The organism is Caulobacter sp. GSs2 (genome assembly GCF_058680895.1).
Window position 1 is genome coordinate 2777298 of record NZ_CM178725.1, and the last position, 25549, is coordinate 2802846.

Genomic DNA, 25549 nt, shown 5'->3' on the forward strand with positions numbered 1-25549 from the left:
GCGCTACGCCCGGGATGACAAGTTTTGTGAGGGTCCGCATCGTGGCTGACGACATCAAAGACCCCGAACGCGACCGCCTATCGGGCCGCCTGAGCCGTTTCGCCAAGGTCGGGGCGGGGCTGTCCGGCGCGGCCGTCAGCTACGGCGCCAACAGCCTGTTCGGCGGCGACAGCGCTGACGCCCGCAACGCCAAGGCTTTGCGGGCGGCCCTCGGTGGCCTGAAGGGGCCGCTGATGAAGGCGGCCCAGATGTTCGCCACGGTGCCCGACCTGCTGCCGCCCGAGTTCGCGGCGGAACTGGCCGAGCTGCAGACCAACGCCCCGGCCATGGGCTGGCCGTTCGTGCGTCGGCGGATGGCCGCCGAGCTGGGACCCGACTGGCAGTCGAAATTCCAGAGCTTCGAGCACGAGGCCTGCGCCGCCGCCTCGCTGGGCCAGGTGCACCGCGCCGTCGCGCCGGACGGCCGGGCCATCGCCGTGAAGCTGCAATATCCCGACATGCAGAGCGCCGTCGAAAGCGATCTGGGCCAGCTGAAGACCCTGTTTGCCCTCTTCAAGCGAATGGACGGCTCGATCGACCCCACCCAGATGATCGTCGAGATCGGCGATCGCCTGCGTGAGGAGCTGGACTATGGGCGTGAGGCCAAGCTGATGGCCCTCTATGGCGGCTTCTTCGCCGGGCGCGACGACATACGGGTGCCGCAGCCCGTGCCGTCGTTGTCGACGGGGCGCCTGCTCAGCATGACCTGGATGGACGGGCAGGGCCTGCTGGCCTTCAAGGATGCGCCGCAGGAGACCCGCGACCGCATCGCTGCCCTGCTGTTCGAGGCCTGGTGGAGCCCGATGACCCAGCTGGGGATCATCCATGGCGATCCGCACCTGGGCAACTACACCTTTGGCGGGCCCGAGGGCGGTGACGGCGCAGCCCATCTGAATCTGCTGGATTTCGGCTGTATCCGGATATTCCCGCCGCGCTTCGTGGCCGGGGTGGTGCGGCTGTACCGCGCCCTGTCCAACGATGACCGCGCCGAGCAGTACGAGGCCTATCGCAGCTGGGGTTTTGCCAATCTCAATGACGACCTGGTCGATACGCTCAATGTCTGGGCCCGGTTCATCTACGGGCCCCTGCTCGATGACCGGGTGCGCACCGTCGCCGATGACGTGCCCCCCGGCGAATATGGTCGTCGCGAGGCCTTCCGGGTGCGGCAGGCCCTGAAGGAAAAAGGGCCGATCACCATCCCGCGCGAATTCGTGTTCATGGACCGCGCCGCCATCGGCCTCGGTGCGGCCTTCCTGCATCTGGGGGCCCGCCACAACTGGAAAGCCCTGTTCGAGGCCTCGCTGGAGGGCTTTTCCGAGGAAGGCCTGGCCCAGCGCCAGGCGGCGGTGCTGGCGGCGGCGGGGGTGGCCTGACCCTCGTCCTGGCCGGCCCCCTGACACGCCGTCGAGGAAGGGTTCCGCTTTGTTCAAACGATCGTTAGGATTTGTTCCATGTCCGACGATCTTACCGACGCCCAGACCGCCGCCATCCCCGATGGCTACAGCCAACTCAACTGGTCGCGCGGCTTTGGCCGTCAGATCGGGCCCTTGTTTGAACAGCGGGGCGGGCCGGGCGACGCGCGCCTGGCCTTCCGCGTCGAGGAGCACCACACCAACGGCCTGGGCAATTGCCACGGTGGCATGCTGATGAGCTTCGCCGACATGGCCTGGGGGCGGATCATCTCGCTGCAGAAGTCCTACAGCTGGGTCACGGTGCGGCTGATGTGCGATTTCCTGTCGGGCGCCAAGCTGGGCGACTGGGTCGAGGGGCAGGGCGAACTGATCGGCGAGGAAGACATGGTCTTCACCGTGCGCGGCCGGATCTGGTCGGGCGACCGCACCCTGATTACCGGGACAGGCGTCTTCAAGGGCCTCAGTGCGCGCAAACCCCGTCCTGGCGAACTGGCCTTCAAGGAAGAGGGCTGAGCATGGCCGACGACCAACTGTTGCACACCCCGCCGCCCCTGCCCGCGCCCCTGGTGGCGTTCAACGGCCAGACGCCGCCCGCGCCGGCCTGGTTCGAGGCGGCGCTGGCCATTGAACCCGAGCGGTCAGTAATCCCTGTCGATGGCGTCGACATCGAGCTTCTGACCTGGGGCGAGGTCGGCAAGCCGGGCCTGCTGTTCCTGCATGGCAACGGCGCCCACGCCGACTGGTGGAGCTTCATCGCGCCCTGGTTCGCGAAAGACTGGCGGGTGGCGGCGATCTCCTGGGCCGGTATGGGCGGTTCGGGCTGGCGCGAGGCCTATTCGGCCCAGAGTTTCGCGGCCGAGGTGTTCGCTGCGGTCGAGGCGGCGGGGCTGGAGGCCGGCGGGGTCAAGCCGATCCTGGTCGGCCACTCGTTCGGCGGCTTTCCCACCCTCTATTGCGGAGTCGAGCACGCCGACCGTCTGCGCGGCATCATCATGGTCGATTCCAGCATCCAGCCGCCGGACAAGCGCTGGAAGGGGCCGCCGCCGCGCGCGGGGTTCGGCAACAAGGTCTATGAGACCCTGACCGAGGCCCTGGCCCGCTTCCGCCTGGCCCCGCCGCAGGCCTGCGAGAACCTGTTTATCGCCGACTACATCGCCCGCCGCTCGCTGAAGGAAGCCGATGGCGGCTGGACGTGGAAATTCGACCCGGCCATCTGGCAGCGGTTCTCCATGCCTGACCTTGGCGACCTGCTGACCCGCATCGCCTGTCCCGCTGCGCTGATGTGGGGCGAACGGTCCAACCTTATGCATGACGAAACCCTGGGCTATATGATCGATCAGATGCCCAAGGACGTCCTGCTCGTGCCGATTCCCGACGCAGACCACCATGTGATGATCGACCAGCCCCTGGCCTTCGTGGCCGGGCTGCGCGGCCTGCTCGCCGCCTGGCGATGACGCCGCCTGGGGGGGCGCCGGCCGGGATGGTGATGGTCTACATGCCCGACCGGGGCGTGGGCGACCTGATGTGGCACCTGCCGACCTTGCGGGCCATCGCCGCCCGGGCGCTGGAGGGCAGGGTTCTGCTGGCCGCGCGTCCGTCCAGCCGGGCGCGCGAACTGTTGGCCGGCGAGCCCTGTGTCGAGGTCGTCGACTATCTGGACTACCGCACCGGTGGCCTTCGTCACCTCGCCGAAATCGTGGACTTCTACCGCCTCTGCCGCCTGCGACGGCCGCGGGCGGTGTGGATCCTGGAAAAGATCGACCGTCCCGCCATCGGCGCCGCCCTGGCTGGGGTACGTGAGCGGCGCGGCTTTGGCCTGGGCCACAGCCAGGAACGCTGGCTGACCCACGGCCCCTTCTTGCCGCGCGCCATGCGCTCGGCCCACCGGATCGAGAAGCTTGCGGCGTTCGAGGCGGCTCACGGCCTGAAGGTCGCCAGCCGCGAACCGACCCTGATCCCCGTGCCCGCTGCGCTGAAGGGGGTCGAGCAGCGCTTCGGCCACTTGCCCAAACCGTGGATCGTCTACGGTGTCGGCGCCAGCGAACCGCGTCGTTGCTGGCCGCTGGATCGCTTTACCGGTCTGAGCGCCGCCCTGTCGGACCTCGGCGGCGCCCATTTCTGGCTGGGCGGACCGGGTGACAGCGCCGCAGTCGACGCCGAACTCAGACGCGCCGACGCCAGTTGCATCAACGTCAATGTCTGCGACCTGAAGCTGGACGCCGGCGCGGCCCTGTTGTCGCGGGCCGATCTTTTCATCGGCAATGATTCTGGGCCGCTCAATCTGGCCGCTTCGGTGGGCGTCACGTCGATCGGCCTGTTTGGCGATAGCCCGCCGCTGGACTATTCGCGCTTTCTTCGGCCAATTGTCGGCCCGCGAGGCGGCATGGCGGCTGTAACCGTCGAAAGTGTCGCGGGCATAGCCCGCTTGAGCCTTTAGGCCTGCCGTTGTAAGCGGCGGGTCTATCTTTTCTTCCCCAACGAGGACGACGACATGGCCGGCGACTACCACCGCGGTGAAATGGACATCCAGGAACAAGCTGCGACCTATGCCGCCTTTGGCGGCATGACCAAGTGGGGCTCGCTGGCGATCGCGGTTCTGCTGCTGACGATTACCATGTGGTTCTGCACGCCGGCCGGCTTCCTCGCCGGCGCGATCTCCGGATTCGTGCTGGCTGTCGTGGGCATTGTGTTTCTTCGCGAAAAGCCCGCTTCCTCACACTGACACCGGTGGACATCGGCATAGTTTCTCCCTGACGCGCGCGTAACGCCTCGACAAGAGGCAAGACTATCCCCTAAACAGCAGCGCAAGCTGACTGGGATAGCAGCGCTCTGGGAGGGGTATGCCGATGGCCGTCGTCGCCGTGACGAAAGAAACCCGCGGGGGTGAAACGCGGGTCGCCGCCACGCCTGAAACGGTGAAGAAATTGATCGCCGCCGGCTTCTCGGTGGTGATCGAAGCCGGCGCGGGCGCAGCCGCTTCCTACCCCGACGCCGACTATGAGGCGGCCGGCGCAAAGCTGGCCAAGACGGCGAAAGCCGCGATCACCGGCGCGGACGTACTGTTCAAGGTGCGCGCGCCCGAAGCGGCGGAGATCGCCGCCCTGAAGAGCGGCGCCATTGTCGCCGCCGCGCTCAATCCGCATCAGGACAAGGACACGCTCGCCGCCCTGGCCAAGGCCGGCGTCAGCGCCATCGCCATGGAGTTCATCCCGCGCATCACGCGGGCCCAGGTGATGGACATGCTGTCCTCGCAAGCCAATCTCGCCGGCTATCGCGCCGTGATCGAGGGGGCCGAGGCCTATGGCAAGGCCCTGCCGATGATGATGACCGCCGCCGGCACGATCGCTGCGGCCAAGGTGTTCATCATGGGGGTCGGCGTCGCCGGCCTGCAGGCCATCGCCACGGCCCGCCGCCTGGGCGCGGTGGTCACCGCCACTGACGTTCGCCCCGCCACCAAGGAGCAGGTCGAATCGCTGGGCGCCAAGTTCCTCGCCGTCGAGGACGAAGAGTTCAAGAACGCCCAGACCGCCGGCGGCTACGCCAAGGAAATGTCGAAGGAATACCAGGCCAAGCAGGCCGAACTGGTCTCCGCGCACATCGCCAAGCAGGACATCGTCATCACCACGGCGCTCATCCCTGGGCGGCCCGCGCCCAAGCTGGTCAGCGCTGAACAGGTCGCTTCGATGCGCGCCGGCTCGATCCTGGTCGATCTGGCCATTGAACAGGGCGGCAATGTCGTCGGCGCCAAGCTGAACGAGACCGTGGTCACCGCCAACGGCGCCAAGATCCTCGGTCAGGCCAACCTGCCGGGCCGGATCGCCACCGACGCCTCGGCGCTCTATTCGCGCAATCTCTTCGCCCTGTCGGGTCTGTTCCTGAACAAGGAGGGCGCCTTCGCCCCCGACTTCGAGGACGAGATCCTGAAGGCGGCCCTGGTCACCCAGGGCGGCGAAATCGTTCATTCATCTCTGAAGACCGCCTAAGCGCATAGAAAGGGAGGCTCCCATGGAAGCCGTCGACCCCACCGTGTTCCGTCTGGCGATCTTCGTGCTCGCCATTTTCGTGGGCTATTATGTCGTGTGGAGCGTGACACCCGCCCTGCACACGCCGCTGATGGCGGTGACCAACGCCATTTCCTCCGTGATCATCGTCGGAGCCTTGCTCGCCGCCGCCGCCCATGGCGGTACGGGCGAGGCCGCCACCAGCTCGGTCTGGATCTCCAAGGGGGCCGGCGCGATCGCCGCAGCCTTTGCGGCGGTCAATATCTTCGGGGGCTTCCTGGTCACCCAGCGGATGCTGGCCATGTACAAGAAGAAGGACAAGGCCAAGTGAGCGGCTTCGCCACTCTGACCCTGGCTGCGCTCGTCATCCTGATCATCGCCGCCTGCGTCTCGATGATGCTGCCCCGCAAGATGGCGACCGGCAACGGCGCCGCCTTCGCGCCAGCCTTCGTCCTGATCGCCATCGGGCTCAGCGCCAACGCCATCGGCCTGCAGGCCGGAATCAGCGGCGCTGCTGACATCCTTCGCTGGCTCTCGCCCTTTGCCGTCGGCATGGGCGCGGCTCTGCTGCTCGCCAATCTGCGCGCCGACAAGGCGCCGCCGCCGTCCGGGGGGACCTCCGAATGAACGCCAATCTCGCCGCCATCCTCTATATCGTCTCGGGTGTGCTGTTCATCCTGGCCCTGCGCGGCCTCTCTAGCCCGACCACCAGCCAGGCGGGCAACCGCAACGGCATGATCGGCATGGCCATCGCGGTCGGCACCACCCTGGCCACCCTGTGGAGCCAGGGCGCGCTGGACGTCATCACGCTGGGCCTGATCCTCGGCGGCGTCGCCGTCGGCGGTGGCGTCGGCGCGGTCATCGCCCGCAAGGTGCCGATGACCTCGATGCCGCAGCTGGTCGCCGCCTTCCACTCGCTGGTCGGCATGGCCGCCTGTCTGGTCGCCGTGGCCGCCATCTATACGCCGGCCGCCTACGGCATCGTCGGCGAGGATGGCCACATCCACCTCAACAGCCTGATCGAGCTGTCCCTGGGCCTGGCCATCGGCGCGATCACCTTCACCGGGTCGGTCATCGCCTTCGCCAAGCTGAACGGCAATATGGGCGGCGCGCCGATCATGCTGCCCGCCCGCCATCTGCTGAACATCGCCCTGGGCCTGGGCATCGTCGCCCTGGTCGTGGTGCTGGTGATGTCGGGCGGCGCGGCCATCTGGGCGTTCTGGGGCATCTTCGCCCTGGCCCTGATCATCGGCGTCACCCTGATCATCCCGATCGGCGGCGCCGACATGCCCGTCGTGGTCTCGATGCTCAACAGCTATTCCGGCTGGGCGGCGGCGGCCTTGGGCTTCACGCTGGAAAACACCACCCTGATCATCACCGGCGCCCTGGTGGGTTCGTCGGGGGCGATCCTGTCCTACATCATGTGCAAGGCGATGAACCGCTCGTTCGTCTCGGTGATCCTCGGCGGCTTCGGCGCCGCCGACGCCGTGGCGGGTCCCGGCGGCAAGGTCGAGAGCCGTCCGGTCAAGCAAGGTTCGGCCGACGATGCGGCCTTCATCATGAAGAACGCCAGCAAGGTGATCATCGTCCCCGGTTACGGCATGGCCGTCTCCCAGGCTCAGCACATCCTTCGCGAGATGTGCGACAAGCTGAAGGAAGAGGGCGTCGAGGTGAAATACGCCATCCACCCGGTCGCCGGCCGCATGCCCGGCCACATGAACGTGCTGCTGGCCGAGGCCAACGTCCCCTATGATGAGGTCTTCGAGCTGGAAGACATCAACAGCGAGTTCTCGACGGCCGATGTGGCCTTCGTGATCGGCGCCAATGACGTCACCAACCCGGCGGCCAAGACCGACCCGACCAGCGCCATCTACGGCATGCCGATCCTTGACGTCGAAAAGGCCCGCACGGTGCTGTTCATCAAGCGCGGCATGGCCTCGGGCTATGCCGGCGTCGAGAACGAACTGTTTTTCCGCGACAACACCATGATGCTGTTCGGCGACGCCAAGAAGATGGTCGAGGGGATCGTGAAGGGGCTCTGATCTTCCCCTCTGATCGTCCCGGATAAAGCAAAGGCCTCAGGTGATCCTGAGGCCTTTGTCGTTTCCGGGTGTCGCCTGGCCTGAACTCACCGGGCGGCCATCTCGACGGGCGCGGCGCTGGCGGCGAACTTCAGGGCTTTGCGCTGGCTGGTCGAGAGCTGGCGGTCGGCTTCGCGGCGGACCTCGAGGCGGCAGGCGCCGTAGGACAGGCTGGCGGTGTTGTTGCGGATCTTGGCGCGGCACAGGGTCCGGGCGGCGTTGTCGACGCGGGCCTTGAACACGGCGGCCTGGGCGGGGTTGGACAGGTTCAGGTCGCTGACCGCGATGCGGGCTTTCAGTTCGCCGGCGTTGGCGGCCTGGGTCAGGCCCAGGACGGGAATGGCTGCCAGGCTGAGGCTGGCGACAGTGGTCAGGCTCATGATGAACTTGCGCATTTGAAGTAATCCCTCGGTTTTGGTTTGTGTCCGGCGCTTTGCTGCGCCCCATGTCCAGAGGTTTACTTGCGAGTGTTCGTTAAGTCCCGTTACGTCTCAGTCATGACGTTTAATTTAGAGAATTACATGCGTTTAATGGAATAAAATTTCAGTAATGTTTGGAAGCATAGCTGCCGCTCTGGCGCGGGGTGATCGTGATCCTCACCTGCGCCACGGTGTCGCGACAGGGTGTCGCACCGTTCCGGGACCGAGCCGCGTCGGGGAGGGCGCCGATTATCTTGGCCGGAACGGCGCTCAGGCCCGTGGATCCTGTTCTCGGGATCGTCGCGGCGGACCGCGCCGGCGAATGCCAAGCATCGCCAAGTGGGATCGGCGGGCGACGCCTCGTCTTTCCCTGACCCGCACCGGCGTTACTCTTGATGAGGCCGGGTGAATATTGTTGTCGAAATCCCAGTGAAGATTTGCCGCCGTAGAGTACGCGTCCCTAACGTCACCGATCATCTGCCTAAAGGTGGATGAATGGTTAAGCTAAGCCCAGCTTTCGCCCAATAATACCGTCATCTAACCCGTCGATTCATGATCACGAAAGGTCGTTGTGAGACCAAGTGCGACTTCGCACGGTCCCCAGGTCGACCGCCCGTCTTTGAGGAAGCGGATTCTTGACGTCACAGACCCTCGTTGCCCGACCTGCCTATTCCCGCGCCGCCTTCCTCGCCCTGGCAGGCGCGCTCGCGACGGTATGTGCGCTCAACGCGGGCTCGGCCCTGCGGGCCTTCGCCGGCGAACCCGACCTGGCGTCCGCGCCCGTGGCAGAGGCGCCGCCTGTCGAGATTGCGCCACCGCCTCCTCCGCCGCCGGCCTTCGTGTTCGACACCCCTTTGCCGGGCCGCGTGGTCAATTCGCCGTTCGGCCTTCGCCAGTTGCCGTGGGAAGAAAACGGCCGGCTGCATGAGGGCGTCGACATCGCCGCACCGACCGGTTCGGCGATCCGGGCCGCTACCGACGGGGTGGTCGTCCGAGTGGGCGCCAGCGGCTCGTACGGCCGTTTCGTGGAGATCGCCCACAAGGACGGCTTCAGGACGATGTACGCCCATCTGGGCGCCACAGCGCGGGGTGTTAAGCCCGGGATGTACGCCCGGCGCGGCCAGACGATCGCCTATGTCGGCAGCAGTGGCCGCTCGACAGGCGCGCACCTGCATTTTGAATTGCGCCGCAAGGGCAAGCCTCTCAATCCCTCCTTCTTCCTGGGACAGACCTTCGCCGAGGCTGACGACCTGCCTTTGCGCGCCGCCGCCCGCGTGCCCCGCAAGGTGCGGATGGCCCAGGTGTCCAACTGGCCAGAGAGTGTGAAGCCGACCAAGAGCAAGGCCGGACGGGTCCAGACCCGCAGTTCCGTCGCCGATAGCTGAGACAGGGCCCTCGACGCGTCACGATCGCCCGGTAAGGTAAGGACCATGCTCAAGGTCCTCGTTCGCGGTTTTGCCGGTGTCGCTGCTTTTCTCGTTTCCTTTATCGCCCTGGGGGGCGTGATGAGCGCCGCCAGCGCGCCTCGTCCTCGCGGCGAGATGGTCCAGATCGATCCGGGTCGCAGCCTGCGCCTGGTCTGCGAAGGCCCGCGCAGCGATCGCCCGGCGGTCTGGCTGGAGGCCGGCGCCTTTGGCTTCGCCGCCGACTGGGGCGCCACCCAGGAGGCCCTGACGACGGCCGGCTGGCGCTCCTGCGCCTATGACCGGGCCGGCATGGGCTATTCGCCGGCGGGACCGGCGCCGCGCGACGGCCTGGCCATCGTCGCGGACTTTGAAAAGCTGGTCGTCGCCTCGGGCGAGCCGGGGCCCTACATTCTGGTCGGCCACTCGATGGCGGGGCTGCGGCTGCGCCAGTATGCGGGCCAGAACCCCGGCAAGATCGCGGGCCTGGTCCTGGTCGACGCGGCGACGCCCGAGGCGGCCCTGAACCCCCGCATGAGCGGCTTCATCAAGGCCTTTGCGACGGCCTCGCGCTGGGCGGCGCGGGGCGCTGCGCTGGGGCTCTACAAGCCGCTGGCGCATACGGGGATGGGCGACAAGATCGGCCTGCCCAAGGCGGCCGGGGCCGAGAAGCGCTGGGCCTTCGCCAGTGGCCGCCATAACCGCACCTCGGCCGACGAGGTCGCGTTGTGGGCCATGGCCTCGGACCAGGCCGCCCTGCAGCCGCCCTATGATCCTGACTGGCCGGTGGCCGTGGTCACCGCCGGGCCCCTGAAGGGCCGCGAGGCGTGGAAGGCGATCCAGGCGGCGCCGGCGAACGCCTCGCGCCACGGTCTGGTCGACCATGTCGAGGCGGCCAGCCATACCCGGCTGCTGGGCCGCGACTTCGCCGACCGCATCGTCAAGGCCGTGGCCTTCGTGGCCGGCCCGCGCGAGGCCGCTCAGTAGCAGCCCAAAACGACGAAAGCCGCGCGGATCGCCGCGCGGCTTTCGAGAGTCTTAGACGGTGAGGCTAAAGCCTACCGAGCGCCGACCGGCTTCTTCGGCATCGGGATCAGGCCTTCGCGCTGGGCGCGCTTGCGGGCCAGCTTGCGGGCGCGGCGAACCGCTTCGGCCTTTTGACGGGCGCGCTTTTCCGACGGCTTCTCATAGTGCACGTGCCGCTTCATTTCGCGGAACGAGCCTTCGCGTTGCATCTTCTTCTTCAGGGCCTTGAGGGCCTGATCGACGTTGTTGTCGCGGACGAAAATCTGGACCAGGGGTCTCTCTCCATTCGACGGCCCGACCAATGTCCCGAGTCCCTCTCAGGGGCCGGGCGGGCGAACAAAACCTGATAAATCCGGAAGAGGGGCTTCCGGGAAACGAGGGGCGGCTGATAGCAGAGTGAATGGGCCCTGTCCATGCGCGACGCGGCCTAAACCACGGTGTAGACTCGGATTCATGAGCAAGGCAGCCCAAGACGGAAACCAGACGGAAAGAAGTTGGGCCGATGAGGCCGAACAGCGGGTGCTGGACGAAGCCGTGCGCCTGGCGCCGGCCGCCGGCTGGAACGCCCGGCTGACCGAGCGCGCCGCCCAGGCGGCGGGCCTGTCGCCCGGCGAGACCCAGCTGCTGCTGCCCGAAGGCGCAAGGGATCTGGCGGCCCTGCTGTCGCGACGCCATGACGCGGCGGCGCTGCGGACCCTGGCCGCTCTCGATCCCGGCACGCTGAAGATCCGCGAAAAGATCCGCGCCGGTGTGGTAGCCCGCCTCGACGCCGTGGGCGCCGACGCCGGGGTCATGCGCCCCCTGGCCGCCTTCCTGGCCTTCCCGACCAACCTGGCCCTGGCCCTGCGCCTGACCTGGGAAAGCGCTGACGGTCTCTGGCGCTGGGCGGGCGATACAGCCACCGACGAGAACCATTATTCCAAGCGGGCGATTCTGTCGGGCATCCTGGTCTCGACCCTGGCCGTTGACATGGCCTCGGGCCGCGCGTCGGCCCTGACGCATCTGGACGCCCGCATCGACAACGTCATGGCCTTCGAGAAGTGGAAGGCCGGGATCAAGCCGATGGACCTGGCCAGCGAGCTGGTCACGGCCCTGGCGAAGATGCGCTACGGACGGGGCTAGCGATTGATCCTCCCCTCCCGGGGGAGGTGGCCCGGAGGGCCGAAGGGGGCAGCTCCGAGATTGCGGTGGTGGCCCCCTCAGTCGCTTCGCGACAGCTCCCCCAGAGGGAGAGCAGCCACGGTTTCGCGGCCTCGCGCTTTCGCTGCGATGGGAATGGGAAGGGTCGCGGAGCGTCCGGGCCTCGCCCGGATGAGTGAGTAGTAAATACCGTTTCGACGAAGACAGACGCTCCGCGTGATCGTTATCCCTCTGGCCGGGGTGCGCAGGCCTGTTCAGCCTTTTGCCCCACCCGGGCTTTGCCCTCCTCGCGACGGACCCAGCCTTGGGCTGCAGCCACGCCGATTCCGGAGGAACCCGGAGCGAACCTTCGGACGGGCGGAGGCCTTGGCTTGCCCCCGATAGGCGGGTTTACGTCACCCGCCCTCTCTTTAAACCGGCCGCCCGGGCCTTGGCCCGAACGGTGGTCCCGCTCGATCACCCCTGACAGCCGTCTCAGTCGCCGGCCGGACGCCCTTCCCGTGCTGTCAGGTGAGATTGATTATGCGGGCGGTTTCGGCGCGTCTGATGGGCGCGATCAAGTTTTTTACAAGCCGTTGATCTGGCTTGAGTTTGTTCCGAAGATAACGGGGATTGAGCGCGGCCTATCCCCGTTCTCGCCCAACAACGCTCGTCATCCCAGGCGGCGAAACCGAGCCGGGGGCAAGCCCCGGGATGACGGGTTTTTTTATGGGAAAGGTGCGGGCCTCTGCTCTCGACCCACCCCCAACCTACGATCAGCACGTCTGCTTTGAGCATTGGCTGCGGACCAAGGTTAGTGGGTTCGAGCGCTCCGCCGCTACAGCCCCAGCCCCGCCACCGAAGACGCCTTGAGCGCCGCCTGCGCCGCCGGGCTGATCGGCACCGCCTTGCGGGCGTCGAGGTCGAAGGTGATGGCCACGGCCTCTGACGTGCCCCAGGCCAGGCCCGTGGCGGGATCGATCATCCAGTGGGCCATGCGCATGGTGCGCGGGTCGGCGCCCATCAGGCCCGAGCGCAGCTCGACCCGGTCGCCGGCCTGGGGCCAGCGCAGATAGGCCAGCCGGTATTCCAGCACCGCCCCGCCGAACCGCGTCGGCTTGTGGTCGGCGTGGTCGACGATCACATCGCGGAACGGGCCGATGAAGCTGCCGATGCCGTCCGACACCCGGCCGATGAACTGCTCGGCGCGCATGCGGCCAAAGACGTCGCATTCGGTCGGCGACAGGGCGCCCAGACCGATCCGTTGCAGACCCAGCGCCTGGGCGCGCTCGAGGCTGGCGGTGGGGGTGAAGGGCGACAGGTCGATGCTGCGGGCGCGGGCCTTCTCGGGGACCTCTACCATCAGGGCTGCGGCCCGCTCGCGGGTGATCCTGGGCCAGGGAAACACCTCGCCCTCGCGCGGCGTGGCGTGGACGACCGTGGTCTGGAAGGTGGCGGCCAGTTCGCCGGTGGCCGAATGGACCAGCAACTGCAGCAACCGGGCTTCAGTGTCGGTGATCTCGATCACCCCGCCCAGCATGTGCAGGGTCGCGCCGGCATGGGCCTCGCGCAGGAAGCGGACGTGATGCTCCTTCACCAGCAGGGTGGCGTTGGCGTAGGGGGTGAAGGCGTGGGGCAGGCCCAGCTCGGCCGCCAGCCCGGCCAGGCCCTCCATGGCGCGGACGATATAGTGGCGCACATTCATGTGCCCCATCTCGTCGCAGTCCCAGGTGTTGACGCCTCCGCGCCAGATCTCGACGCCGGGCAGGGTCTCAGCGGTCGTCATGGGCGAGGTCTCGGCAGGTTGAACAGTTGTTTGAGCGTAGCGGGGTTTGCTTGGGGTAGGCAATCACGGGGATTGTCATCTTCCCCCTACGGGGGAGGAGCGCGTAGCGCGGAGGGGGCGAGTCCGGACGAACTCACCACTTGCCCCCACCTGACCGCTTCGCGGTCGTCCGCCCCCGTCGGGGGCGGATGAAGTCAGCCCCGACAGGCCCCGCACAGCCCGTGCGCCTCGATCGTCACCCCGGTCAGGACATAGCCGGCCGCCGCGCCGGCGGCGATGATCTCGGCGCTGGCCCGGGGCTCGATTTCGCGGGTGGCGCCGCAGCAGTCGCAGATCAGGAAGGCGGCAGCGTGGCCGTCAGCCTCCTTGCGGCAGGCGACATAGGCGTTGAGGCTCTCGATGCGGTGGGCGAAGCCCTGCTTTTCCAGGAAATCCAGCGCGCGATAGATGGTCGGCGGCTTAGCCTGGGGGCCATCGACGGCATAGGTCGAGATCAGGTCATAGGCCTTCACCGGCTGGCCGGCCTGCAGCAGCAGTTCCAGCACCCGGCGACGGGGCGCGGTCAGCCTTTGCTCGGCCGCCACGCAGCGCGCTTCGGCGGCCTCGAGCTCGGCCGCGAGGGCGGAACCGGCGACGCCGTGGTGGTCGTGATCGTGCTCGCAAGCGGCGTGATGGGCCATGGCCAAGAGGTAGAGGCGCGCGGCCTCTCCCGCAAGCTCAGAGCAGGGGCTGGGCGATCAGGGCGGCCTCGGCGTCGCAGTGGGTCTTGTCGGGCGCGGGGCCCGCCGCGCGGGCGGCGTCCAGCTCGGCGCGGACGGCGGCGAGGTCAGCCTGGAAGGCGGGGGAGGTCTTCAGGGCCGCGAACAGGTTCTGGGCGTTCGTCCGGCCGGCCTCGACCGAACTGGCGTTGTGGACCCCGCAGGCAATGCGGCTTTCGCCAAAGGCCCTTGCCCGGGCCAGGATCGCCTCGGCCCGGTCGGGCGCGGCCTCGGCCAGAACCAGACCGACGCTCCAGCCCCAGGTCGAATGGCCGGACGGATAGTCCGGCGACAGCGACAGGCCCGGGCTCTTCTTCACGCAGATCGGCCCCGCCGCCGACAGGTAGGGCCGGGGGCGTTTGTATTTCAGCTTGGGTCCGGCCACGGCCGAGCGTACGTCCCGGCTCATCCGCAGCAGGGTGGCGGCCAGTTTCGGGGTGGTCTGCAAGGTCGGGGTGACGCCGAGCGCGCAGGCATAGCCTTCGAGGATGCGCTCCTCGACATTGTCGGCCTTGGCCAGCGACCAGCGCGGCGTGTCCTTCAGCGAGCGGGTGGCCAGGAAGATCTCGCGGTCGCGCAGGCCCCCGGGCGAGCCCTTGGCGGGCGGCGGCGGCAGGTGGTCGCGCGCGTCGAACATGCCCTTGGCCAGGTAGCGACCGTCCGGCGCGCCCGCCGGGACGGTGGCGCAGCTGGCGAGGAGCAGGCCGGCGAGACCGATGGTCCAGGAAGAACGCCAAGAAGCCGACATGAAAAAGGTCCCCGAAATCGCTTTCGAGGACCCTGCATTTTCAAACCGTGGGCATCAAGCCTACTTGCCGAACAGCTTGTTCCAGCGCGGACGCTCGCGGCCCTTCCAGGCTTCGCGGTGATAGGCGTCCGAGGCGATCAGCGGCACCACGGTGGTGGCTTCGGCGAACACCATCTGCTCGTGGGTGGTGTTGACCTTGCCCCAGCTGGCGGCCTCTTTCAGGGTCGAGGAGCTGCAGGCGCCGTCGCGCACGTCGGCCACGGTGATCTGGATGGCGTACTTGTGCATGTCGGCCTCGACGCCGAGGATCTCGGCGCAGACCACGGTGTCCTGGGCGAAGTTCTTGGGAACGCCGCCGCCCACCATGAACAGGCCCGTCGTGCCGGCTGCGATCTTGATGTCGGTCAGTTCGCGGAAGTCGGCGACCGCGTCGATCATCAGATAGGGCTGCTTGGCGGCGATGCGCTCCTTCTGGTGCTTGACCAGACCAAAGCCAGCCGAGCTGTCGACGAAGGCCGGGCAGAAGATCGGCACGCCCTGCTCATAGGCGGTCTGGATCAGCGAGCCGGGCTTCTTGGCGTTGCCCTCGGACAGCCACTTGCCCATTTCCCAGATGAACTCGCGGCTGGAATAGGCGCGCGGCTCCAGGGCGTTGCAGATCTCCAGGATCGTGTGATCGCAGTTCTGGAGCTCTTCTTCGTCGATATAGGTGTCGTAGATGCGGTCGATATAGTTCTCGCGCAGCACGTTGTCGTCGACGGCGCCGGCGGCCTGATAGTGCTTGAAGCCCAGGGCTTCGAAGAAATCCATGTCGACGATCGAGGCGCCGGTGGCGACCACGGCGTCGATCATGCCGTTCTGCACCATGTCGCGATAGACGTGCATGCAGCCGCCGGCCGAGGTGGAACCGGCCAGGATCAGCCACGGCGAGCAGGACTTGTCTTCCAGGGCCATGTTGAAGATGTCGGCGGCGCGGGCGGTGTCGCGGCTGCTGAACGACATCTTGCGCATGGCGTCGATGATCGGGCGGGCGTCGAAGGACGCGATGTCGATGTGCTCGACCACGTTCTGGAGCAGCTCGGCCTTGGAGTTCGGAACGGGAGCGTTCATCGCTTCGGTTTCCCTGACTTTGGACGCCCGTCGTTGAAGGCAAGCTCTTCGCCGGGACGGAGCAACCGGCGGGAGCGGAAATACGAACCGCGCTCGACGTCCTTGAACGTCGAGCGCGGCGCGCGGTTTAACTCAGAAATGATCTAGTGGCGAACGGTGTCGAACTAGCGACGGCGCTTGCGCTTGCCGGCCGCACCCTTGGGGCGCGAGAAGCGAACGACCTTGCGCTCTTCCGACTCCGGCTTGTGGGTCGGGATCGAGCGCTTGGCCAGGCCGTACATCGAGGCCATGGGCGCGTCCTGGACCTCGACGGTCTCGTTCTCGCCAAAGCCGTTGAAGCGGGTCGACATGGCCACGCCATAGGCGCCCAGCATGCCGATCTCGATGTAATCGCCCTCGTCGACGCTTTCCGGCAGATAGAACGGGCCGGGCATGTGGTCGATGCTGTCGCAGGTGGGGCCGTAGAAGCGGAAGGGCTTGAGGCTGTCTTCGACCATCTCGCCGCCCGCCGGGCCGTTCTTGCGATACAGCTTGACCGGGAAGGGCCACTTCATGTGCGCCGCGTCGAACAGCGAGCCATAGGACCCGTCGTTCAGATACAGCGCGTCGCCCTTTTTCAGCTCGACCTTGACCAGCAAGGAGGAGGCTTCTGCCACCAGGGCCCGGCCGGGTTCGCACCACAGCTGGGTCGACTCGTGGACCATCATCTCGGCGAAGCCGCGATCAATGGCGGCCAGATATTCGGACATGACCGGCGGCACCATGCCGGGATAGATCGACGGGAAACCGCCGCCCACATCCACCACATCGGCCAGCACGCCGGCGCGAACCAGGGCCCGCGAGGCCTGGGCCATGGCCGCCTGATAGGCGGTGGGCCGCATGCACTGGCTGCCGACATGGAAGCTGACGCCCATCAGGTCCTGGGTGGCGCGACGGGCGGCCAGCAGCAGGGCCGGGGCCGCATGCGGCTCGACGCCGAACTTGCCCGACAGGCTGTAGGCCGCGCCCTCGGCCTGCACGCCCATGCGGACGATCAGGTTGAGGTCCTTGGCGTTGCCGGTCGCGTCCTGGATCTTGGCCAGCTCTTCGTGGGTGTCGAACGAGAACGTCCGCACGCCATGATCGAAATAGGCGGCCGAGATCGCCACCCGGCTCTTGACCGGGTGCATGAAGGCCATGCGCGAGCCCGGGGCGTGTTCGCTTACCAGCTCGATCTCGTTGAGCGACGCGACGTCGAACGACCGCACGCCGGCGTCAACCAGCTCGCGGATCACCCACGGCGAAGGGTTGGCCTTCACCGCGTAAAAGACGTCGCCTTTAAATTCAGCCTGGAACCAGCGCGCCGCTACGGACACCGCGTCGGGTCGCACGAGTGCGACGGGACGTTCCGGTGACCGCTCACGGACCAGGTCCAGGGGTTCATGGTACGTGTGCAATTCACGTAGACCCCTGCAAAAGTTAAACCTAGCCGGCGTTAGCAGCGCTTATGAGGACTTCGGGTCCGCCGGAGCCGTGCGAAATAGGGGCATAGCCCCCCGATGTAAAGTCCCTTTTGGGGGCCGGTCCTGAGGTGATTTGATCCACCCTCTGTCACAAATCCATTGCGAACCGCCGCCAAAGCGGTGAACGCATTCCCCTTGGCCAGAAACCCCGTTAAGGATTCGCCCCGACCATGACGTCGGACCCAGTTCTCTCGATCCGCGCCGCCTCGAAGACCTTTGGGTCTCGTCGGGCGCTGGACGCCGTTTCGCTCGACGTTCGTCGCGGCGAGATGATCGCGCTCATCGGCCCCTCGGGCTCGGGCAAATCCACGCTGCTGCGTTCGATCGATGGTCTGCAGACCATCGACGCGCCGAAAGACGACAAGAGCGGTGACGGCGTGATCACCGCCTTCAGCGGGCCCGTACAGGCTCGGGGCAAGGTCAGCGACCAGGTCCGCAAGGCCCGGGTGCGCATCGGATTCATCGCCCAGCAGTTCAACCTGGTGGGCCGCCTGTCGCTGTTCAGCAATGTAGCTCTTGGCTCACTGGGGCGCATCCCGTTCTGGCGCGGCGTGTTCGGCGCCTGGCCCGACGAGACCAAGGCCGCGACCATGGCCGCCCTGCACCGGGTGGGGGTCTCCGACTACGCCGCCCAGCGCGCCAACACGCTTTCCGGTGGCCAGCAGCAGCGCGGCGCGATCGCCCGGGCCCTGGTCCAGAAGGCCAAGATCATCCTGGCCGATGAGCCGGTGGCGTCGCTGGATCCGGTCTCGGCCCGCAAGGTCATGGAGATCCTGCGCGATCTCAACAAATCCGACGGCCTGACCGTGGTCGTCACCCTGCACCAGGTGGACTACGCCCTGCGCTACTGCGACCGGGTCGTGGCCCTGAAGGCCGGCAAGAAGGTCTATGACGGCCCGGCCGACGGCCTGAAACGCGAACAACTCATCGACATCTACGGCCCGGAATTCGAGGACGTATTCTGGGAAGGAGCTCCGCAATGATCCGCCGCAGCCTGTTTATCGCCGCCGCAGCCACCCTGGCCCTGTCGGCCTGCTCGCCCAAGCCGGTCGCCGAGGGGCCCAAGGACACCATCGTGTTCTCGATCCTGTCGACCGAGTCGGCCCAGAACATGGAGAGCTACTGGAAGCCCATCCTGGCCGACATGGAAAAGCAGACCGGCATGAAGGTGAAGCCGTTCTTCTCGTCCAACTATTCGTCGCTGATCGTGGCCATGGCCGCCGACCAGACCGATGTGGGCTGGTTCTCCAACCAGTCGGGCCTGGAAGCCGTGCGCCGCTCGGGCGGCGAGGTTTTCGCCCGCACCTTCGATCCGTCGGGCACCGACGGCTACAAGTCGGTGATCATCGTGCCGGCCGACAGCAAGCTGACGCTGCAGGATCTGCTGAAATGCGACAAGACGCTCGACTTCGGCATCGGCGACAAGAAGTCGACCTCGGGCACCCTGGCGCCGATGACCTATGTGTTCATCCCGGCCGGCAAGAAGCCTGACACCTGTTTCAAGACCGTGCTCAGCGCCAGCCATGACGCCAACCTGTTCGCGGTGGCCAACAAGAAGCTGGACGCGGCGACCAACAACACCACGGCCCTGCGCCTGAACGGCGATCGCGGCGCGGCCCAGCTGAACAAGGTCAAGGTGATCTGGGAATCGCCGACCCTGCCCGAAGATCCGATCGTCTGGCGCAAGACGCTGGATCCGGTGACCAAGGAAAAGGTCCGCCAGTTCTTCCTGACCTATGGCCAGGGCGATACGCCCGTAGCGGCCCAGCAGCGCGCCAACCTGGCCAAGCTGTCGATGGGCGGCTTCCTGGCCGCCGACGACACCCACCTGCTGGTGGTGCGCGAAATGGAAGCCCTGGAGCAGTTTGGCCTGGCCAAGGAAACCGGCGACGCGGCCAAGATCGCCGCCGCCCAGAAGACTCTCGACGGGGTCAAGGCCGAACGTCTCGCCGCCGAGGGCAAGGCCGGTCTGCCCGCGCCGGCCAACTGAGCCTGTCCATGAGCAGCGACACCATTCCGCCGCCGCCGAAGAAGTCGGCCTCGGCCCTGGCCTTCGACATCCTGCTGTGGGGCGGGGTGATCGGCCTGCTGATCATCAGCTTCAGGCCGGCCGAGATCGACAAGTTCCCGCAGCTGTTCACCGAAGCGGGCCGCATGCGCGAGTTCGCCACCGGCTTCTTCGCGCCGTTCGGCGACGCCAAGCTGTTCATGGAAATGGACTGGTCCACCTATATCGGCAAGATGTGGCAGACCATCCAGATGGCGCTGTGGGGCACCGCCCTGGCCATCATCGTCGCCATTCCGCTGGGCCTGCTGGGCGCGCGCAATATCACCCCGGTGTGGATCCAGCAGCCGGTGCGCCGGGCGCTGGACCTGATCCGTTCGCTGCCCGACCTGGTGGTGGCCCTGATCTTCATCACCGCCGTGGGCCTGGGGCCGTTCGCCGGCGTCATGGCCCTGATGTTCAACACCGGCGGCGTGCTGGCCAAGCTGTTCGCCGAGGCGGTCGAGTCGATCGACAAGGGCCCGGTCGAGGGCGTGCGCGCCACCGGCGCCGTGCCCTTGCAGGAAATCGTCTGGGGCGTGATCCCGCAGGTCGCACCGCTGTGGACCAGCTATGCCCTGTACCGCTTCGAATCCAGCAGCCGCTCGGCCACCGTGCTGGGGCTGATCGGGGCGGGCGGCATCGGCCAGGTGCTGCTGGAATCCGTCAACGGATTTCAGTACGACCAGACCGGCTGCATCGTGCTGGTCATCGTGGTGGCCGTGTCGCTGATTGACCTGCTGTCGCAGATCATTCGCAGCCGTTTACTCTGACGACTGAGGATTATGTGTCTAGTTGGCCACAGGTTAACCCCTTGAAAACGCTTGTCGTCAGGCTGTCACAAATCGGTGCCTGAACCGTCATGGGAGCCCGTTAAGCCGCTGTAATCCTGATCCCGCTCCTCGAAAGAGGGGTGAGAGGCCAGGGGCAGCCTTAAGGGGAATTCTCACATGATCACCAAGACCTCGCTGGTCGGCGGGTCCGCGCTGGGCGTCATGCTCGCGCTCGGCCTGGGCGTTTCGGCTCAAGCTCAAGAAACGACCACCAGCTGGAAGGGCGCGCCTCAGTTCGCCAACGACACCCTGACCTTCAAGGTCCGCGGCCGCGTGTACGAAGACGTCGTCTATCAGGACGTCGATCGCACCGGTACCGGCGTTGACTTCAAGGCCTGGAACACCCGCCTGCGCACCGCCCGTCTGGGCGTCGAAGGCACCTGGAACGGTCAATGGGCCTACAAGGCCGAGGCCAGCATTTCCAGCGGCGGCGGCGCCACCCAGTGGGAAGACCTGACCCTCGAGTACAAGGCCACTGAAACCACCTCGATCATCGTCGGTAACTTCAAGACCGTCTCGCTCGAGGACATCACCTCGTCGCGCTACAACACGATGATGGAACGCGGTGCGTTCAACGACTTCATCAACGCCGGTCGCGTGATGAACCTGCAAGTCAAGACCAACGGCCCCAACTGGACCGCCGCCGTCGCTCTGTCGGGCGACAGCCTGAACAACGCCGATGTCGCCACCAACTCGGCCACGGGCTCCAAGGAAACGTTCGGCTACAACGGCCGCTTCACCATCGCGCCGATCGTCACCGACACCACCACCCTGCACCTGGGCGTCTGGGGCCGTTACCGCGATCGCGGCGACCAAGCCAACTTCACCTATCAGGTCCGCAACAACACCAACTACGGCGCGCGTTACACCTCGTCGGGCGCCGTTGGCGTCCACGACAAGACGATCGGCCTGGAAGCCGCCCTGCTGCACAAGCAGTTCTCGCTGCAGACCGAATACGCCCGCATCACCGCCGACCGCACCGGTACGGCTTCGGACGTTGAGCTGGACTCCTTCTACGTCACCGGCAGCTTCTTCCTGACCGGCGAGACCCGCCGTTACGAAGCCGCTCGCGGCGAGTTCAACCGCACGCGCATCCTGTCGCCGGTCACCGCCGGTGGCATGGGCGCCTGGGAAGCTGCCCTGCGTTATGACTCGGTCGACCTGACCGACCTGAAGGGCGTGGCCACGGCCGGCAAGTACACCGCCCTGACCGCTGGTCTGAACTGGTATCCCCACCCCTACGTCCGTTTCCAGGCCAACTACACCAAGGCCCAGAACGACAACCCTCTGACCACGGGCGTCAACACGCAGCTGAACGATGTCGACGTCGACACGTTCCAGATGCGCGCCCAGTTCGACTTCTAAGACCTGACTATCAAGCGGGCCGCCTGACGCGGCCCGCTTCCTCCCCACGCCTTAGAGATTTCCAGGAGTTCTCCATGAAGAAGCTTCTTTCCTGCGCGGCCGCCGCCGTGGCCCTGTCGGGCCTCGCCGCCGTTCCCGCCCACGCCGCCCGCGACTATGTCTGGGCTGCCGGCTCCTCGACCGTTTTCCCCTTCTCGACCCGCGTGGCCGAGAACTTCGCCAAGAAGACCGGCAAGAAGGCCCCCAAGGTCGAATCGCTGGGCACCGGCGGCGGCATCAAGCTGTTCTGCTCGGGCGCCGGTGAAGGCTTCCCCGACATCGCCAACGCCTCGCGTCCGATGAAGAAGTCCGAGTTCGACGCCTGCGCCGCCAAGGGCATCAAGGACATCGTCCAGATCAAGATCGGCTTCGACGGCATCGTTGTCGCCACCGACAAGGACGGCGCTGACTACAACTTCAAGACCGAGCACCTGTTCCTGGGCCTGTCGGCCCAGATCCTGAAGGGTGGCCAGTGGGTCAAGAACCCCAACAACAGCTGGGATGACGTCGGTCCGGGCCTGCCGGGCAACCGCATCCAGGTCTATGGCCCGCCGCCCACCTCGGGCACCCGCGACGCCTTCGTGGAACTAGGCATCGAGGCCGGCGCCCGCAAGTTCCCCACCGCCGACGAACTGCGCTCGAACAACGAAAAGCTGTTCAAGCAAAAGGTCGACCCGCTGCGCGCTGACGGCTGGATCGACGCTGGCGAGAACGACAACGCCATCGTCGGCACCCTGACCAAGACCCCCGGTTCGCTGGGCGTGTTCGGCTATTCGTTCCTCGAAGAGAACATGGACAAGGTGAAGGGCGCCAGCGTCAACGGCGTGAAGCCCAACGCCCAGACCATCTCGGACGGCTCCTATCCGCTGGCCCGTTCGCTCTACATCTACGTCAAGAAGTCCAGCATCGGCGTCACGCCGGGCCTGGCCGAGTTCCTGTCGGAGTTCACCTCGGACGCCGCTTCGGGTCGCGGTGGCTATCTGCAGGGTCGCGGTCTGATCCCGCTGCCCCCCGGCCAGCACGAAGCCCAGAAGAACGTGGTCAAGAACAAGACCTCGATGGCGCGTCCGGCCTCGTAAGACGCCTAATTTTTTCCCCGACCAAACTTACCTCGCCGCGGCCCTATGGGCCGCGGCGATTTCTTTTGTATAGTGGGTCAACGGTTCACCCTCGCCGCGCAAGGAAGTCAGGGTCGCGGTCGCCGTCCGGCGCCGTGTCATTGACCCCCTAGGGCTATGATCCTCCTCGCGCTCGCTGTCGTATTTCTCCTCGTTCTGCTGAACGGGGTTTTCTCCATGTCTGAACTGGCGGTTGTCTCCGCCCGCCGGGCCCGGCTCCAGACCTTCGCCGATCGCGGTGACAAGGGCGCCAAGCTGGCCCTGGCCATGGCGGAGCATCCGACCCGGTTCCTGTCGGCCGTGCAGGTGGGCATCACCCTGATCGGCATCCTGGCCGGCGCCTATGGCCAGGCCACCATCGCAGCGGCGCTCGACCTCTGGCTTGAGCCGATGCCGGTGGTCGGGCCGCATTCCGAGGCCATCGCCACCATCGTGGTGGTCATCGGCCTGACCTATGTCTCGGTCATTCTGGGCGAGCTGGTGCCCAAGCGCCTGGCCCTGCTGTTCCCCGACGCCATCGCCCGCCGCATGGCGCCGTTCCTGGCCATTGTCGCCCTGGTGCTGCGCCCCTTCGTGACCATCCTGACCGTCTCGACCGCCGCCATCCTCAAGCTGATGGGCGTGCGCGACGAGCGGACCAACGACATGACCGCCGAAGAGGTCGAGACCGTCCTCGCCGAAGGCGCCGACGCCGGGCTGATCGAGCCCGAAGAGCGCTCGATGATCCAGGAAGTGCTGCGCCTGGGCGACCGCCCGGTGCGCGTGGCCATGACCCCGCGCCGCGACCTGTTCTGGATCTCGCTGGCCGACACGCCCGAGGAGATCCTGGCCGAGATCCGCAGCTGCCGCTATTCGCGCATCGTGGTCGCCACCGATGATGATCTCGACGGCGATATCGGCGTGGTCCTGAAGAAGGATCTGCTCGACGCAGCCCTCTCCGGTGGCCCGATCGACGTGCTCGCCCACGTCCAGCAGCCTATCGCCATCCCCGAGACCATGTCGCTGCTGCGCGCCATGGCCCTGTTCAAGCAGACCCCGCTGCACATGGCCCTGGTGGTCGACGAGTTCGGCTCGGTTCAGGGGGTGATCACCCCCATCGACCTGCTGGAAATGATCGCCGGCGACTTCCCCGAGAGCCACGACGACACCGAGACCCGCATCCTGCGTCGCGAAGACGGCTCATGGCTGGTCGACGCCCGCCTCGACATCCAGGAACTGAACGACGCCCTGGGCGAGGCCTTCGAAGCCGAGGGCGGTTACCACACCGTGGCTGGCCTGATCCTCGACCGCCTGGGCCGCATCCCCCGCGAGGGCGAGATCGTCGAACTGGGCGGCTTCGATGTCGAGATCGTCGACATGGACGGCTCGCGGATCGACAAGGTGATCCTCAAGCCGTGCCTGCGGCGCAAGGGCGAGGCGGATTAGGGGGCGGGCCGGGCGCAGACGGAGGTTTGAGTCCGTCCTCAGGCCGGCTGATGCCGAGCCGGGCTCAGGGCCTCATCGATCTCCTGCGCCGTTTGCCGGGCGCCGCGCATGACGCCCACAAGGGTGGCCGAGGCAAAGCCCGTCCACTCGCCGTAGCCTACCAGCCACAGACGGGGCTCCTGGATTGATCGGGTCCCGTCGACCGCCACCTTGCCCTCGGCATTGACGACGCCCAGTGGGGTCAGGTGCTTCAGGACGGGTCGAAAGCCGGTGCACCAGAGGACCGCATCGACCTGTGTCTCGCTTCCGTCCGCCCAGATCACCCCGGTCTCCGTGAACCGGTTGAAGGGCCGCACCGCCTTGAGGACGCCGCGAGCTCGCGCCTCCTGAACGGCCGGAATCATGACGATATCGCCAAGGCCGCCCGGCGGCGGCCCCGCAGGCCCCGTCCCGTCCTGGGCTTTCCAGCGCGCCGTGGCGCGTTCGAACAGCACCCGGCCGTCAACGTCGTCAGGAAGGAAGATCGGCGACTGCGGGGTTACCCATATGGTCTGAGCCACGGCCGACACTTCCGCCAGAATCTGCGCGCCGCTATTGCCACCGCCCACAACCAGCACCGTCTGACCGGCGAAGGATGTCGGGTCGACATAGTTCGCTGAGTGGATCTGCCGGCCCCGGAATTGCTGCTGACCCGGGTACTGGGGCACATGGGGCGCTCGCCATGTGCCGGTGGCGCTGACAACGGCCCGGGCATGCCAGACCCCGCGGTCTGTCGTCACCTCAAGGCCGTCGAGAGCGCGCGTGACACCCAGGACCTCGACCGGGCGTTCGACGGGCAGGGCGTAGCGCTCTTCGTAGCGCGCCAGATAGTCGATGATCTCGTCGCGGCCGGGATAGGCGGCCTCGGTTGGAGGCATTGGCCAGCCGGGCAATGAACTCCATTGCCCGGGAGAAAACAGGCGCAGGGAGGGCCAGGCGTGGCGCCAGGCGCCTCCGGCCTGCGTTTCGCCATCGAGGATGACGAAGGACAGGGTCGTGCGGCGAAGGAAATAGGCCGTCGCAAGAGCCGACTGTCCGCCGCCGATGATGATGACGTCGCGGGTCCGTGTGTCGTTGCCGGCCATGTCAATCACCACCTCGGCGTGAGCGCCGTACTTGTGGAGAGCCTAGCAGGTCTCTCGGCCTGGAAATTGATCGGTGTCGAAAACGATGTGCGGCCAGCGGCACGGACGCTTCGGGTCTCGCCTGCCCCTACGGCTTGCTTCGCGACCGTCTTTCCCCTTTCGGGGCTGGACAACCGCAACGCCGGCCAGGAGGGGCG

General features: G+C 66.7%; 26 protein-coding genes. 18 read left to right on the top strand and 8 right to left on the bottom strand.

Going from position 1 to position 25549, the window contains the following annotated elements:
- Nucleotides 1-41: 41 nt before the first annotated feature.
- From ACW17Z_RS13550 to ACW17Z_RS13590, 9 genes are all read left to right on the top strand, one after another.
- Nucleotides 42-1412 carry an ABC1 kinase family protein gene (locus ACW17Z_RS13550; RefSeq protein ID WP_492056378.1) on the top strand — a complete coding sequence of 457 codons (1371 nt, stop codon included), beginning with the start codon at nucleotides 42-44 and terminating at the stop codon, nucleotides 1410-1412.
- A gap of 78 nt (nucleotides 1413-1490) precedes the next feature.
- Complete coding sequence (locus tag ACW17Z_RS13555; RefSeq protein ID WP_419318890.1) at nucleotides 1491-1964, top strand: PaaI family thioesterase; 474 nt, start codon at nucleotides 1491-1493, stop codon at nucleotides 1962-1964.
- Between the two features lie 2 nt (nucleotides 1965-1966).
- Nucleotides 1967-2905: an alpha/beta fold hydrolase gene (locus tag ACW17Z_RS13560; protein ID WP_492056379.1), complete on the top strand. Its 939-nt coding sequence runs from the start codon at nucleotides 1967-1969 to the stop codon at nucleotides 2903-2905.
- A 26-nt stretch (nucleotides 2906-2931) separates the two neighbouring features.
- Entirely contained in the window at nucleotides 2932-3888 is a 957-nt protein-coding gene (locus ACW17Z_RS13565) for a glycosyltransferase family 9 protein (protein ID WP_492056380.1), read from the top strand.
- Between the two features lie 54 nt (nucleotides 3889-3942).
- On the top strand, nucleotides 3943-4173 hold the full coding sequence (locus tag ACW17Z_RS13570; protein ID WP_492056381.1) for an aa3-type cytochrome c oxidase subunit IV: 231 nt from the start codon (nucleotides 3943-3945) through the stop codon (nucleotides 4171-4173).
- Between the two features lie 118 nt (nucleotides 4174-4291).
- Nucleotides 4292-5434 carry a Re/Si-specific NAD(P)(+) transhydrogenase subunit alpha gene (locus tag ACW17Z_RS13575; RefSeq protein WP_492056382.1) on the top strand — a complete coding sequence of 381 codons (1143 nt, stop codon included), beginning with the start codon at nucleotides 4292-4294 and terminating at the stop codon, nucleotides 5432-5434.
- Nucleotides 5435-5456: 22 nt separating this feature from the next.
- The gene (locus ACW17Z_RS13580; protein WP_419254104.1) at nucleotides 5457-5783 is read left to right on the top strand and encodes an NAD(P) transhydrogenase subunit alpha part 2; all 327 of its coding nucleotides are present in this window, start codon (nucleotides 5457-5459) and stop codon (nucleotides 5781-5783) included.
- Complete coding sequence (locus tag ACW17Z_RS13585; protein WP_492056383.1) at nucleotides 5780-6079, top strand: hypothetical protein; 300 nt, start codon at nucleotides 5780-5782, stop codon at nucleotides 6077-6079. Before ACW17Z_RS13580 ends, ACW17Z_RS13585 begins: the two co-directional genes overlap by 4 nt.
- Entirely contained in the window at nucleotides 6076-7494 is a 1419-nt protein-coding gene (locus ACW17Z_RS13590) for an NAD(P)(+) transhydrogenase (Re/Si-specific) subunit beta (protein WP_492056384.1), read from the top strand. The genes ACW17Z_RS13585 and ACW17Z_RS13590 overlap by 4 nt, the downstream gene beginning before the upstream one ends.
- Nucleotides 7495-7580: 86 nt before the next feature.
- On the opposite strand, the gene ACW17Z_RS13595 is transcribed toward ACW17Z_RS13590, so the two are convergent.
- Nucleotides 7581-7928, bottom strand: coding sequence for a UrcA family protein (locus ACW17Z_RS13595; RefSeq protein WP_419318883.1), 348 nt, complete (start codon nucleotides 7926-7928; stop codon nucleotides 7581-7583).
- 659 nt (nucleotides 7929-8587) lie between these two features.
- Here ACW17Z_RS13595 and ACW17Z_RS13600 point away from each other — a divergent pair.
- Complete coding sequence (locus ACW17Z_RS13600; protein WP_492056385.1) at nucleotides 8588-9337, top strand: M23 family metallopeptidase; 750 nt, start codon at nucleotides 8588-8590, stop codon at nucleotides 9335-9337.
- Nucleotides 9338-9382: 45 nt separating this feature from the next.
- Nucleotides 9383-10342, top strand: coding sequence for an alpha/beta hydrolase (locus ACW17Z_RS13605; protein ID WP_492056386.1), 960 nt, complete (start codon nucleotides 9383-9385; stop codon nucleotides 10340-10342).
- Nucleotides 10343-10413: 71 nt separating this feature from the next.
- On the opposite strand, the gene rpsU is transcribed toward ACW17Z_RS13605, so the two are convergent.
- Entirely contained in the window at nucleotides 10414-10653 is a 240-nt protein-coding gene (gene rpsU, locus ACW17Z_RS13610) for a 30S ribosomal protein S21 (RefSeq protein WP_085953736.1), read from the bottom strand.
- 181 nt (nucleotides 10654-10834) lie between these two features.
- On the opposite strand from rpsU, the gene ACW17Z_RS13615 reads away from it, so the two are divergent.
- Nucleotides 10835-11503 carry a COQ9 family protein gene (locus ACW17Z_RS13615; protein ID WP_492056387.1) on the top strand — a complete coding sequence of 223 codons (669 nt, stop codon included), beginning with the start codon at nucleotides 10835-10837 and terminating at the stop codon, nucleotides 11501-11503.
- Between the two features lie 835 nt (nucleotides 11504-12338).
- Here the strand turns inward: ACW17Z_RS13615 and ACW17Z_RS13620 are convergent.
- The 5 genes from ACW17Z_RS13620 to ACW17Z_RS13640 all read right to left on the bottom strand — a co-directional run bounded on the left by ACW17Z_RS13620 (nucleotide 12339) and on the right by ACW17Z_RS13640 (nucleotide 17338).
- Nucleotides 12339-13286, bottom strand: coding sequence for a thioesterase family protein (locus ACW17Z_RS13620; RefSeq protein WP_492056388.1), 948 nt, complete (start codon nucleotides 13284-13286; stop codon nucleotides 12339-12341).
- A gap of 194 nt (nucleotides 13287-13480) precedes the next feature.
- Nucleotides 13481-13966 carry a transcriptional repressor gene (locus tag ACW17Z_RS13625; protein ID WP_492056389.1) on the bottom strand — a complete coding sequence of 162 codons (486 nt, stop codon included), beginning with the start codon at nucleotides 13964-13966 and terminating at the stop codon, nucleotides 13481-13483.
- 37 nt (nucleotides 13967-14003) lie between these two features.
- Entirely contained in the window at nucleotides 14004-14792 is a 789-nt protein-coding gene (locus ACW17Z_RS13630) for an acid phosphatase (RefSeq protein ID WP_492056390.1), read from the bottom strand.
- Between the two features lie 60 nt (nucleotides 14793-14852).
- Nucleotides 14853-15902 carry a 1,9-bis(guanidino)-5-aza-nonane synthase gene (locus ACW17Z_RS13635; RefSeq protein WP_492056391.1) on the bottom strand — a complete coding sequence of 350 codons (1050 nt, stop codon included), beginning with the start codon at nucleotides 15900-15902 and terminating at the stop codon, nucleotides 14853-14855.
- A gap of 164 nt (nucleotides 15903-16066) precedes the next feature.
- Complete coding sequence (locus ACW17Z_RS13640; RefSeq protein ID WP_492056392.1) at nucleotides 16067-17338, bottom strand: type III PLP-dependent enzyme; 1272 nt, start codon at nucleotides 17336-17338, stop codon at nucleotides 16067-16069.
- A gap of 236 nt (nucleotides 17339-17574) precedes the next feature.
- Between ACW17Z_RS13640 and phnC the strand changes: the two genes are divergently transcribed.
- From phnC to ACW17Z_RS13670, 6 genes are all read left to right on the top strand, one after another.
- Nucleotides 17575-18387 (top strand): phosphonate ABC transporter ATP-binding protein, encoded by an 813-nt coding sequence (gene phnC / locus ACW17Z_RS13645; protein WP_419318873.1) that lies wholly within the window; start codon nucleotides 17575-17577, stop codon nucleotides 18385-18387.
- On the top strand, nucleotides 18384-19394 hold the full coding sequence (gene phnD, locus ACW17Z_RS13650) for a phosphate/phosphite/phosphonate ABC transporter substrate-binding protein (RefSeq protein ID WP_419318872.1): 1011 nt from the start codon (nucleotides 18384-18386) through the stop codon (nucleotides 19392-19394). The genes phnC and phnD overlap by 4 nt, the downstream gene beginning before the upstream one ends.
- Nucleotides 19395-19402: 8 nt before the next feature.
- On the top strand, nucleotides 19403-20221 hold the full coding sequence (gene phnE, locus ACW17Z_RS13655; RefSeq protein WP_419318871.1) for a phosphonate ABC transporter, permease protein PhnE: 819 nt from the start codon (nucleotides 19403-19405) through the stop codon (nucleotides 20219-20221).
- Nucleotides 20222-20398: 177 nt separating this feature from the next.
- Nucleotides 20399-21646 (top strand): OprO/OprP family phosphate-selective porin, encoded by a 1248-nt coding sequence (locus tag ACW17Z_RS13660; protein WP_492056393.1) that lies wholly within the window; start codon nucleotides 20399-20401, stop codon nucleotides 21644-21646.
- A 74-nt stretch (nucleotides 21647-21720) separates the two neighbouring features.
- The gene (locus tag ACW17Z_RS13665; protein WP_492056394.1) at nucleotides 21721-22764 is read left to right on the top strand and encodes a substrate-binding domain-containing protein; all 1044 of its coding nucleotides are present in this window, start codon (nucleotides 21721-21723) and stop codon (nucleotides 22762-22764) included.
- Nucleotides 22765-22920: 156 nt separating this feature from the next.
- The gene (locus tag ACW17Z_RS13670) at nucleotides 22921-24228 is read left to right on the top strand and encodes a hemolysin family protein (protein ID WP_492056395.1); all 1308 of its coding nucleotides are present in this window, start codon (nucleotides 22921-22923) and stop codon (nucleotides 24226-24228) included.
- Nucleotides 24229-24266: 38 nt separating this feature from the next.
- Here the strand turns inward: ACW17Z_RS13670 and ACW17Z_RS13675 are convergent, their stop codons facing one another.
- Nucleotides 24267-25352, bottom strand: a complete 1086-nt coding sequence (locus tag ACW17Z_RS13675) for an ArsO family NAD(P)H-dependent flavin-containing monooxygenase (protein ID WP_492056396.1) — start codon at nucleotides 25350-25352, stop codon at nucleotides 24267-24269.
- Between the last annotated feature and the right edge of the window lie 197 nt (nucleotides 25353-25549).